A 12,262-nucleotide genomic window follows, 5' to 3' on the forward strand; every position below is an offset into this window, starting at 1 on the left:
TGAATAAATGTGAAATCTGAGGATTCACAAAAACCAGGTCATAAAAACGTTCGACCAGCAGGTCCAGGTTCTCTTTACCTAATCGATAATACAGCGTTTCGGTCTCCATCTTTTTGGCAATACAATTTATCCGGAACAAAAGTGCGAAAAAGCGCTCAAAGAACCGAACAGAATTACATGATCCATATCAGATGATGAAATCAATGCGGCAGCGGAAAATGTTTTTTCAGGTATTTTTTCAATTGAGCAGAAGTTACGTTGGTTGCTACCAGATTTCCTTTCTCGTCTACAATGTTGATACTGGGTGTTCCCGGAGCTTCATAGGCAATCATTGTTTTGGCAGCACCATCAAACGGGTCGTAGGCATGAATGGCAAAATTCAATTTATCTTCCCGGATTACCGGACGAAGTGTGCTGGTATCAGAATCAATGGCGATCATGATATAAGCCAGGTTGGAATTTTTATACGGCGCGACAATTTCCGGCAACGTTTTATTACTTTCTCTGCAATGCGGACAAGTAGGGCTCCACAAGTGTACTACCACCACTGAACCTCTGTATTGATGCAAAGAAATACTATCGCCTGTAAGTGTAGCAACGGTGAAGTCCGGAGCTATATCACCTACAAATAATTGCGGAGAATAAATGAATGAAGCAAAAATCAAAAAGAGTAATGATGAAAATAAAACAGCCGAAAATATTTTTAAACGTTTCATGTTTTTGTGCGAATGATTTCAGATTAAAAATAGCTGACCGCACAAAAAGTGTGTTACATAAAAACAGGTATTGTTTGCAGGAATTTAATTATGCCGGAAGCTGGTGCTGCCATCGTCTGCGCCGTAGGAAATCTCGCCGTAGCTTAAGTGGTATGCTTCAGATACGCATAAAGGATTAATGTAGGCAATAATTTTTTCCCGGATAATATCACCGTCGTCTGATGCGTCATAACCTTCTTTGCTGCCGTCAGGAATAATAAAAAAAGATGCATAATGATTTACAATACTTTCTTTAATTTCAGAAACCAGATGCACTCCGTTGGATGCCTCCATATGTGTTTTATAGAGTTCAACAATTTTTGCACGAATAGTTTCCAGAACTTTTCTATCGTTGCAGGTTACAATCAGAGCATGATGGCGTATGTTTCTCATTCGGGTTTGTCGTGGGCGGAAAGGACTGTAAATATCGTGTACTCTTGCCGGAATACAAAATGAAACATAAAACCCTGCGTGACGAAAAAATTTTTAAATTGAATTTTTTTAATATTAAATATTTTTAAAAGCATAAAAAGATCAATTCAATTAAATTTTTTTGGTTTCAATAAATAGATTTTCTATTATTAAAATATAGATATAGTTATATCTGTAAGAAAGGAGCGATACCGTATGATGGTTGAAATAAGTGCTATTATTCGTGCAGGGAAATTTGATGACGTAAGAGATGCCTTGCATGCTATCGGCGTAGAGTTCTTTATTTTTTATGATGTGAAAGGAGTAACCTTTACGAAAGAGCATAAAGGTTCTTACAGGGGAACGGCCATCTTCGATGCCAGTTCCATCTCCAGAAGAAAAATTGACATTGTTGTTCCGGAGGTCGATGCAGCCGAAGTGGTTGACTGCATCAAGAAAGCAGCAACGACTGGTGTTGCCGGCGACGGAAAGATCTTTGTCAAGGATGTAAAAACATCTGTCAGGATCAGCATCTGATCCATTTATTAAATACGCAGGAGCAGTAGTAACAGAATCCCCACCATTCTGTACGAACAAACATATTGTATGAATCGTAGGAATTCAGCTCAAAAGAATTCCTGAAGCATGCAGCTATCCGGCAGATAGTGAACGATACCCTTTTGTTCTTTATTTATTTAATTAAAAAATGTATGCCAAACGTAACCCCTGAAATGTATGACTCTGTCATGCTGATGAAGCAGCAGATGCTGGTTGACAGTCTGAACGCAGCACAGACAGCATTGAATGATTCCCTGCATGCGACCAATGAACTGATGTTCAAGACGCGCACAGAACTTCAGATCACCAAAGACACCCTTAGTAACTCGTCTTTTAAAATAAACAATGTGTGGATGATGATTGCCACGGCGCTGGTCTTTATTATGCACCTGGGTTTTGCCACGCTTGAATCCGGACTTACACAGGCAAAGAATACAACGAACGTTTTATTTAAGAATTCCATTGTACCGGCTATTGGTATTATGACACATGCGATCTGTGGATTTAATTTTATGTATCCGGGATTTGAATTCGGAGTGTCCATGGATTTTATTGGTTTTAAAGGATTCGGAATTGAACTGCCCGAAGGCGGCGAAACAGCCGCTTATAACGGGGGCATGACCTACTGGACAGACTTTCTCTTCCAGGCTATGTTTGCGGCAACCTCTGCAACCATTGTTTCCGGCGCTGTTGCGGAGCGCATCCGCCTGATGAGTTTTATGGTGTTCTCTATTATATTCACCGCGTTTATTTATCCCATCATCGGAAGCTGGAAGTGGGGCTGGGGCTGGCTCAACACCATTGGCTTCATGGATTTTGCCGGCTCAACACTGGTGCATTCTGTTGGCGGCTGGGCCGCAATGGCTGGTGTGATCCTGCTTGGAGCAAGACAAGGTAAATACGAAAAGGGCATGATTAAACCTATACAAGGACACAACATGACCTCGGCGGTGATCGGTACATTCATGCTCTGGCTAGGCTGGTTTGGTTTCAACGGCGGCTCTGTGTTATCGGCGGAGCCGGGGATTGTTTCGCGTGTGCTGGTGATGACCTGCGTATCGGGCTCCTGCGGTGCCATAGCAGCAGCGTTTACCATTTTCTCAATCAACAAAAACTTTGATTTGTCGATGGTGTTGAATGGCATATTGGCTGGCCTTGTAGGTATTACTGCCGGCGCCGATCAAATGAAAATTTTAGACGCCACGATCATTGGTCTGGTGAGTGGCAGTTTAGTAGTGGGTTCAGTAATCATGTTTGATAAGTTACGGCTGGACGACCCGGTTGGCGCCTTGTCTGTACATTTGGTGTGCGGCATCTGGGGAACGCTTGCTGTGGGTCTGTTCGGTGCCAAAGCAAGCGGTGCACAATTGCTCACACAGTTAACGGGCGTAGGCGCGGTTGCTGTCGCGGCATTCGGCAGCTCATTCCTGATCTTTCTGCTGATCAAATACACCATTGGGCTGCGGGTAGGTAAAGAAGAAGAAATATTCGGCCTTGATGAATCGGAACATTACATGGAAGCGTATCCGAACTTTATGACCAAATAAATAATATTCGAATTCGGACGCTTAACAAAGCAGTCCATTAACTTCAGTAAAGAAATTTAAAAAACCATCTGTAATAAGCATTGCGGTTATAACTTGCGTTGCTTATTACTTATTTTCATATATGGTAGTGCAGGAAGAATTGATATTTGAAGCAGAAGAGCTGGAGCCAGAATCGAAAAAGCGCTGGTCGTTTTCAGAGGCCCTGAATCCATCAGCGGATGTGTCTGTATTAACAAAGACTTTTCAGCAAGATTTAGTTGCAGCATTTGTGGTATCGCTGATTGCGCTGCCCTTATGCATGGGCATATCAGTAGCCAGCGGCTTTCCGGCAGTTTCGGGAATTTATACGGCTTTGGCCGGTGGGTTGATCATAACATTTATTTCGGGCACACATGTAGACATTAAAGGACCGGCAAGCGGTTTGTGCGTTATTATTTTAGGAGCCGTTCATACGTTTGGTGAACACGCAGCGAATCCATACCCATATGTACTTGCCTGTTTTTTTGTTGCCGGCATGTTACAAATGATTTTTGCTACACTTCGTTTCGGTGCGCTGGGAGACTCTTTTCCTGCCTCTGCGGTATTAGGCATGATGGCCAGCTTCGGGATCATGATCGCTATTAAACAACTTCCTGTGTTGATCGGTGCGGAGTCGCATGCAAAATCTGCATGGGATATATTAAAAGAACTGCCGGTAATGCTTGCCGGCATGAACAATAAGATTGCAATCATTGGGATCGTAAGCCTAGGTATCATGATAGGCATGTCTTTTCTGAAAGGTGCATGGACAGCATACTTACCGGCACCCCTGGTTGTGATCCTGGTTGCGATACCCTTGAGTCTGCTGTTTGATATACAGGGAATGCCGGCAGGAAATGAATATCTGGTTGCGTTGCCGGGCAACCTGCTGGATGGAATTATGTTTCCGGATTTTGCTCAGTTATTTACGCTGACATCGTTGCAATACATTCTGATGATTGCTTTTGCCGGCAGTCTGGAGTCGTTGCTCAGTTCCAAGGCTATTTAAATGGCAGACAATCAAAGCCGCAAATCAAGACTTAACAAAGATCTGCTGGCGATAGGCGCCGGCAATTCTTTACTGGCCCTTATCGGCGGACTGCCCATGATCTCTGATGCAAAAAGAAGTGTGATGAATGTAAATTATGGCGCGCAATCTGCCTGGTCTAATTTTTTCCATGCGGTATTCCTGCTGCTGATTGTTGTGATCGGCGGAACCTTTATACGTTTGATTCCGCAGGCCGCACTCGCAGGTATACTCATGTATATTGCCTACAAACTGGCTTCGCCCAAACAACTTGCCGCAACCTATAAAATTGGTACGGAGCAGCTGATCGTTTTTATAACTACCATGATCATTTGTTTGTTTACCAATGTACTCTGGGGAATACTTGCCGGGGTTGTGCTGGAACTGATCATACACATCTATTTTGGCGCAAAGATTAAAAATCTTTTTAAAACATCTGCAGCGCTAGAGCAAACTGGTGCAAATGCGTACACGCTGAACATATATGATGCGGCGGTATTTTCGAACTACATGGGCGTCAAGAAATTTCTGCAGACGTTACCTGAGTATTCAAATGTCACCTTCGATTTTTCAAAAGCAAAAGTAGTAGACCACACCTTTCTGGAACATCTGTATTACCACGAAGAAAAAATTCATAAGAAAGGCGGGCAGATTGTATTATCCGGCCTGGATCATCATAAGCATTTAAGCGATCATCCGCTGGCGTCAAGAAGGATTGTTGATACAGAGATCCTCACGGAACGGCAGGAACAACTGCAGGCTTATGCAGCGAAGAACGGACTTACATTCGACCATCGTATCGTTTCAAACTTATCAAAGCTCTACGGGTTCCTGGAGACCAAACACATCGAAATTAAACTACAGCGTAACGTTCTCACCGGCTCTCATTATAAAATAGAATTTGAATTGTCTGACCTCGTGCTGGTGCACACCATCGGCAACAGATCACACAATATCAATATGACCAATGCACTGTTCACCATTCCCGGAATGCGAATTCCGGAATTCATTCTGGAACCGGATGGTTTTACCGACGATCACAAGGATGGTTCCTTCAGGGACATTGATTTTACTGAGCATCCGGTGTTCTCCTATTATTATTTATTAAAAGGCCCCGACCAGACTGCCATTGTAGATTTCTTTCCCAACTCGTTGATCCGGTTCTTCGAGAAGCATAAGGGCTACCGGTTGGAATCAAAACACAATATGATTTTTGTTTATAAGAAAGCAAGACGCATCAAACCTGAAAATTTAAATACGCTCATTGATTTTACAAAAGCGCTGATTTATGAATTGTATGTGCAGCGAAACCTGAATATGAAAAACTGAACATACCTTTACAAACAACCGATGCCATCACTTAAAGCGATGGCATCGGTGTTTGTAATGAAAGATTCGTTCTTAAAAATTCGAATATATTATTCGTTTCCAATCATAACCGGAACTTCGCCGTTCGTAATGATCACCTTTGCATTACTGGAAGTCGCAAGATGTTTCATCATGTCAATGTATTTATATTTCAAGCCTGCTTCGGTCATGGCAGAGTTAATAATGTCCTGAGATTTTTTAATACCTTCCGCTTCAACGATCATACGTTCTGCTTCTTTTTGCTGCTTCTGTATTACATAATCCATTTGCAGCGCTTCCTGTTGTGCCTGTACCTTGTTCTGGATTGCTTTTGTAATCTGATCAGGGAGAACGATATCTTTCAGCAGCACAGCATCAATGATAAAACCATATTTGTGAACAGCAGCTGTCATCTGTTCTTTAATCGCAGATTCAATTTTTTCTCTTTCAGTTGAATAAAGTTCGGTTGCATAATATCTGGCTGTAATTTCGCGCGTTGTTGCCCGGAAGTTTGTCATGATGGCAACCTCTTCAAAATTCTGACCGAAGCGTACATATACAGCTTTGGCACTATCGGGATTGATATGATACAGCAAACTTATTTCAGCATCAATACTCAACCCTTCTTTGGTTGGCACGATCAATTTGCTGAATACTTCTGTAACACGAACATTTACTTTAATAATTTTTGCAACAAATGGATTGTAGGCCTTGGCACCTTCAATCACAGGCTGCGGCTTGATTACACCTACCTTCTGGATCATGCCTACTTCACCCGGACGAACAATGGTACAGCTTGTAATAATTATTGAAGCCGCTAAGAGAACATACATTTTTTTCATAGTGTTAGGGTTTAAGTAAATGATTATGCAGTAATAGTATTTAGAAAATATGTTTAAAATCTGTAGGCTAAAAAAATTATTTGTTGAATGCGATAAATAAAATTCTTCCAATAAATTTATTTCGTACTTTTAAAAACATAATACTAACTTTTGAATCATATGACAGAAAATAGCAGTTCGTTTAAAACAAATAAAATGGAATACATTGGCTTTGCAGCACTTGTAGCAGGCCTCCTCATGAAAATAAATCATCTCCCTTTTTCCGGCCCGCTGCTCATAATTGCGTTAGGGACATTGGCGATTGTTTTTATAATAAATGGATTTCAGCGCGTAGGAGCTGGCGCAGACTATAGTCCGGAAGTATTGGATGTATTGCAGGAACAACGCGAGGAAAAACAGCATGGGGTGTTGAATATCATGACAGGCATTTTGCTTGCCATTGCCTGTATCGGTATATTGTTCAGGTTAATGTACTGGCCATTCAGCAAACCTTATTTGTCTATTGCAACCGTTGGCTTAGCGTTTGTTTTCGGTTGGATGTATTTTGTACGATCAAAAGCAACTACTGAAGAAATCAAAAAAAAGTATCTGTTTAAATTGATACATGTGGCAATATTTTTTGTATTCGCAGCAGCGTTAAACTTTGCCTCTCTGAAAACACAAATTGATGTAGAGAACTGGAATGATCCTGAACTGGCCAGATTGAAATATCAATATATGAGCAATCCGCATAATGAAGCATACAGACAGGAATATCTGGATTATCAAAAAACGAGATAATAAAAATCACCAATAAAAAATAAGCCTGACCATGGAAGTGGTCAGGCTTATTTTTTTATCTGATAATGGATATTAGAAACGGATACCGGCATTAAATCCAATCCAGTATGGATTGTAAATATCTTTACCGCTGTTGTCTTTAAATGTTTGTTTGTATACTATTGATTTTTCAGGAATCATCTGCGAACCGATTGTGGCATCTGCATTTTGATATTGAGAGAACATCGTGTTGAATGTTGGTCCGGCAAACAGGGAGACACGTTTAGACAAATTCAATCCCAGCATGATCCGCAGTTGGCCCTGTTCATTCAGCTTATCCGTGAAGGCTTCGTTTTCATTGATGTGCATGGCAAGCACATCAAACGAAATGGTTGAACGTTTGCTCATTTGTATGGTAGATCCAAAACCGTAACCAAATGTCCAGCGATAATTATCCGGGGTAAAATTGCCGCCGAACTGGAAGATGTTGTAAAAGCCTTTCACGCCGGTTTTAATAAGCATGTTCGCTTGTGTAGTTTCTGAATAATACGTTTCAATTCTTCCGTAACCGTTTTTGGAAATAGACACAAGGCCCACCGGTATGCCGTTAATGGTATCACTAACGTTGATCAATCCAAATTGAAATCCGTTTATCTTACGTGCGTGGTTGATGAAACCGATCTGCCCGCCGTTAATTGTTCCGTTATGCTGGTTAACGCCTCCGGCAATCTGTACGCCGTCCAGCTGCTCCGTGCCGATGTTAACAGCACCGGCAATTTGTCCGCCAGAGATAGAACCTCCGGCAACGTTTACCACACCGGCAACCTGCGAGCCGATCACTTCCTGGCTGCAAACATTTACTACACCGGCAACCTGTGCACCACGTGTATATTCCCCAACAATATTTGTAACACCCGCAATCTGGCAGCCTTGTACTTCTTTGCGTACGATGTTTCCTACGCAGCCGAATTCAAAGCCTGACACAGCGCCATTATAACCCGGCAGCAGGTTCAGCGAAATATCATTGCGGTAAAGCCCGCTTGTTTCCATGTGTGTGCCCAAGGGGTAAACGCCGGTGAACTGAAAATTATCGTGCAGCATCTGGTCTGCATCCGTCTTAAGACCATTACTATCAGCAGGAGTTTTGAACTTTTTTGAATACATGATGCTGTCTTTTATTTGCTTGTATTCGGCGGCTAACGCGTATTTAGCTTTCTTCAGGCTTTGCTTCAGCTTCATTTTATTTGAAAAAGAAGCCGCAGAAACGCTGTCTTTTTTATGCAGGTAAGTGGTATTCAATTCCGTCATCTCTTTGTTATAGGATAGATCAAGTTCCCTGATTGCCTGCGCACTATCAGTAGCATGTACTTCCAGCGGTTTAACCTGCAGCGAAAGGTCCTTGTTGGATGTATCCTTAACAGCCGTTATTTTTTTCGTTGTATCGCTTTTAACAACAGGTTTTGGCGAAATGGATTTAACGCCGGAAGTAGGCAGGGAGCTTGGTGCTTTTCCTTTTTTCAGTACAATCTGATTGCCTACTGCGCGGTATGTAATTGGTGTTGGTATGAAGAGCTGGTGCAATGCCTGGTCCAGCGTCGCATTTTTAACATTCAATGAAACTTTTTGATTCACATCAATCTGATCCGGAGAAAAGGAAAAGTTAACGGCATAAGTAGATTTTATTTTTTTAATTGCTTCATTCAGGGTTATGTTATGAAAGTTCATGGATACTTTCTGATTCAGAATCTGTGCCTGACAGAATTGAAGAGAAAATAAAAGACATAGTACAACCAGATGAAGTTTTTTAATATGCTTCATTACGATATGTTTTTAAGAATGCTTTAGATGGTATTCAGCGTGTGAAGTTTATAATCAGTATAACAGATTAACAGAAGGTTCCTGTAAGAAGATTTTAACAATTGTTACCCATTTTTTAATGCATTAGAAGTTATCTGACTGATATAAATTACGCTTTCAATAATTAGACAACCAACAGGCCGGATACCCCTACGGAGCAAGGGACAATTTATTTTTGACCGGATAAATAATAGAGAATTTTGACCCGGGTATAGTAAATTATACGCAAAAGCTGTTATATTTATTTATACCTTTTTATTTCATCAGCGTATAAGTAAAAAGCTATAGAGATTTAATACGAATAGAATTGTCTGAATTTTTCCCACAGGTTATTTCATGTTTGTATTAATAGACCAGTAATTTTTAACAATAAGTATTAACCGTAATCTGTCGTACTATGAAACACTTAATGAGTATTATTTGTATAGTGTCGCCTGTATTGCTGTTTGCACAGGGGTTTCAGGTAAACCTTCAGGGGCAGAAACAGCAGGCCATGGGTGGTGCAGGAGCAGGAACAAATCTGGATGCTGCTGCCGTATTCTTTAATCCCGGCGGTATATCACACCTGGAGCAGAACAGTGTAAGTGCCGGTGTAAGCTTAACGGCCGAAAGCACGACTTTCCAGGACAACAACAGCCAGCAGCAGTATCACACCAAATCACCGGTAAGCGCGCCATTTACAGCGTATGGTGTATGGGGCCCCGCAGAAAGTAAGTTTAAATTCGGGATGGGTATCTATACACCATTCGGAAGTACGATCAAATACGAAGATGGCTGGTCCGGCAGATTCGCTTTGACACAAATGAAATTAATGTCTGTATTTTTTCAACCAACGGTAAGCTATAAAATCAACGACAAACTCGGTGTAGGTGCCGGTTTTGTGTATGGTTACGGAAACATTGACCTGAGCAAAGACCTGCCTATAACCAATTCCAACGGAGATTATGCAAGCGCCAATCTGAAAGGTACAGCCGGTGGCATGGGCTATAACCTGGGTATCTTATATAAACCCGTTGAAAGACTTTCCATCGGTTTATCATACCGTTCGCAGGTAAACATGAAGGTAAATAAAGGTACGGCAACATTTAATGTACCGCCATCGCTGGCCAGCAGCTTTCCTTCCGGCAGCTTCTCTTCTTCACTGCCATTGCCGCAGGTAATTACGTTAGGTTTTGGCTATTCCGTATCAGAAAGATTATTGCTTGCCTTTGATGTGAACTACATTGGATGGAGCAGCTATAAAACACTTTCTTTTGATTACGAACAGAACACCTCTTCTTTAAAGGATACGGAATCCCCACGGAATTATAAAGACAGCTATGCCTTACGTTTGGGCGCGCAATATAAAGTAAGTGATAAATTCATGGCACGCTTAGGTACCAACTATGAAAAGTCGCCCATTAAAGATGGCTATGTAACACCGGAAGTTCCCGATGCGGACCGCCTGAACTTTACAGGCGGTATAGGCTATAAGCCCTGCGAAAAATTGGTAATTGATGCTTCTTTCAGCTACATCAATTTTATGAAAAGAACCGATACAAATACAGAAACCAATTTGAGCGGTACCTATAAAACGCGCATCCTTGTTCCGGGTATTTCATTAACCTATAACTTCAACTAGCCATGAAAAGATATCAAAAAAGTCTCTATATATTGGCAATGTGCGGAAGCATGGTTGCCTGTAAACCACATATCGAAGAGCCATCCATTGATAAAGGAAGCCTCGATGTTTCAAAATATGTTGCCATAGGAAATTCAATTACATCCGGATATGCGGATAATGCATTGTATTATGACGGACAAAAAGTTTCGTATGCCAATCTGATTTCGCAGCAGTTTGCTAAAATTGGTGGTGGCGAATTTAAACAACCGCTGGTAGACCAGAATTCTGTTGGGATTGGCGCCTCGGGTGGCGCGCGGCTGATTTTAGCACCGCATACCGATTGTTTGGGTGCAACATCACTTGCTCCGGTACCGGCCGCTCCGGTTGGTGATCTGACCATCTTCGGGTCGAATATTTATGCTGCACAAGGTCCATTCAACAACATGGGTGTACCAGGTGCCAAATCAATCACTACGATATATCCGGGTTATGGCAATCCGGCAAACGGACCTGGTAACTACAATCCATTCTTTACCCGTATGGCATCAAATCCTGCAAGCACATCCATGCTTGCCGATGCAATGGCTCAGCAACCAACGTTCTTTACATTATTTATCGGAAGTAATGATGTGTTGCTGTACGCACTTTCCGGAGCAACTACAGATGCAATTACACCTTCTGCCGGTGCCCCGGGCGTAGGGTTTGATGCAAGTATGGATCTGATTGTAAGCACGCTTATTTCAGGCGGAGCAAAAGGTGCAATTGCCAATGTGCCGGATATTACTTCGATTCCTTATTTCACTACGGTACCTTATAATGGTTTAGTATTAACCAGTCAGATACAGGTCGATGGTTTGAATGCAGCCTATGCTCCGCTGGGTATTACGTTCCACTTAGGACAAAATGCTTTTATTATTGAAGATGCAGCAGCACCCGGAGGCAAAAGACAGATCACTTCTTCTGAATATGTGTTATTATCAGTTCCACAGGATTCACTGAAATGTAAACAATGGGGATCTGTGAAAGCCATACCAGATGCATTTGTACTGACTGCATCGGAAATCAGTGATATCCGTACGGCGGTTACAAATTACAATACCAAAATAAAAAGTCTGGCAACGGCAAACGGACTGGCATTTGTTGATGTAAATAAATTCCTGACGATGACAGAAACCGGCGTTACATATAATGGCATCAACCTGAGCACAACCTTTGTGAGTGGCGGAGCCTTTTCACTGGACGGTGTACATTTAACACCAATAGGAAATGCCATGCTGGCGAATGAATTCATTAAAGCAATCAACAGCACGTATGGTTCAACACTGCCATTGGTAGATGCTACAAAATATCCGGGAGTGAAATTCCCATAACGGACGAATAACATTTACTTTTTAAAAATAGGAGTGGTGCCCGTAAGGGCCACTCCTATTTTTATGCCTATTCTTGAAATACCAAATTCCAAAAAACAAATTCCAAACAGCTCAGGATATCCGTCTCAGTTGTGTAAATGTTTTACTGTCAAAAGACCGTCACGTTCA

At 41.8% G+C, this 12,262-nt stretch carries 9 protein-coding genes and 1 pseudogene; 6 read left to right on the top strand and 4 right to left on the bottom strand.

Translation table 11 applies throughout. The features are described 5' to 3' along the window. Positions 1–200: 200 nt before the first annotated feature. Together ACTHJT_RS12375 and ACTHJT_RS12380 are read right to left on the bottom strand one after the other, a co-directional pair. Entirely contained in the window at positions 201–716 is a 516-nt protein-coding gene (locus ACTHJT_RS12375; RefSeq protein ID WP_440238610.1) for a TlpA family protein disulfide reductase, read from the bottom strand. A gap of 84 nt (positions 717–800) precedes the next feature. Then, a complete protein-coding gene (locus ACTHJT_RS12380; RefSeq protein WP_440238612.1) occupies positions 801–1,148 on the bottom strand; it encodes a hypothetical protein in 348 nt (115 codons plus the stop codon). A 234-nt stretch (positions 1,149–1,382) separates the two neighbouring features. On the opposite strand from ACTHJT_RS12380, the gene ACTHJT_RS12385 reads away from it, so the two are divergent. The 3 genes and pseudogenes from ACTHJT_RS12385 to ACTHJT_RS12395 all read left to right on the top strand — a co-directional run bounded on the left by ACTHJT_RS12385 (position 1,383) and on the right by ACTHJT_RS12395 (position 5,645). Then, entirely contained in the window at positions 1,383–1,703 is a 321-nt protein-coding gene (locus ACTHJT_RS12385) for a P-II family nitrogen regulator (protein ID WP_440238614.1), read from the top strand. 173 nt (positions 1,704–1,876) lie between these two features. Further along, positions 1,877–3,271, top strand: coding sequence for an ammonium transporter (locus ACTHJT_RS12390; protein ID WP_440238616.1), 1,395 nt, complete (start codon positions 1,877–1,879; stop codon positions 3,269–3,271). 121 nt (positions 3,272–3,392) lie between these two features. Further along, a pseudogene (locus ACTHJT_RS12395) lies at positions 3,393–5,645 on the top strand (SulP family inorganic anion transporter). 89 nt (positions 5,646–5,734) lie between these two features. On the opposite strand, the gene ACTHJT_RS12400 reads toward ACTHJT_RS12395, so the two are convergent. Then, the gene (locus ACTHJT_RS12400) at positions 5,735–6,505 is read right to left on the bottom strand and encodes a prohibitin family protein (protein WP_440238618.1); all 771 of its coding nucleotides are present in this window, start codon (positions 6,503–6,505) and stop codon (positions 5,735–5,737) included. A gap of 159 nt (positions 6,506–6,664) precedes the next feature. Here ACTHJT_RS12400 and ACTHJT_RS12405 point away from each other — a divergent pair, with 159 nt between their 5' ends. Continuing rightward, entirely contained in the window at positions 6,665–7,285 is a 621-nt protein-coding gene (locus tag ACTHJT_RS12405; protein ID WP_440238620.1) for a GldL-related protein, read from the top strand. Positions 7,286–7,357: 72 nt separating this feature from the next. Here the strand turns inward: ACTHJT_RS12405 and ACTHJT_RS12410 are convergent, their stop codons facing one another. After that, complete coding sequence (locus ACTHJT_RS12410) at positions 7,358–9,082, bottom strand: STN domain-containing protein (RefSeq protein WP_440238622.1); 1,725 nt, start codon at positions 9,080–9,082, stop codon at positions 7,358–7,360. A 436-nt stretch (positions 9,083–9,518) separates the two neighbouring features. Between ACTHJT_RS12410 and ACTHJT_RS12415 the strand changes: the two genes are divergently transcribed. Together ACTHJT_RS12415 and ACTHJT_RS12420 are read left to right on the top strand one after the other, a co-directional pair. Beyond that, positions 9,519–10,742 (top strand): OmpP1/FadL family transporter, encoded by a 1,224-nt coding sequence (locus ACTHJT_RS12415; protein WP_440238624.1) that lies wholly within the window; start codon positions 9,519–9,521, stop codon positions 10,740–10,742. Between the two features lie 2 nt (positions 10,743–10,744). Further along, positions 10,745–12,094: an SGNH/GDSL hydrolase family protein gene (locus ACTHJT_RS12420; protein WP_440238626.1), complete on the top strand. Its 1,350-nt coding sequence runs from the start codon at positions 10,745–10,747 to the stop codon at positions 12,092–12,094. Positions 12,095–12,262: the final 168 nt, after the last annotated feature.

Source organism: Cytophaga sp. (assembly GCF_051961495.1).
Lineage (GTDB): Bacteria > Bacteroidota > Bacteroidia > Cytophagales > Cytophagaceae > Cytophaga.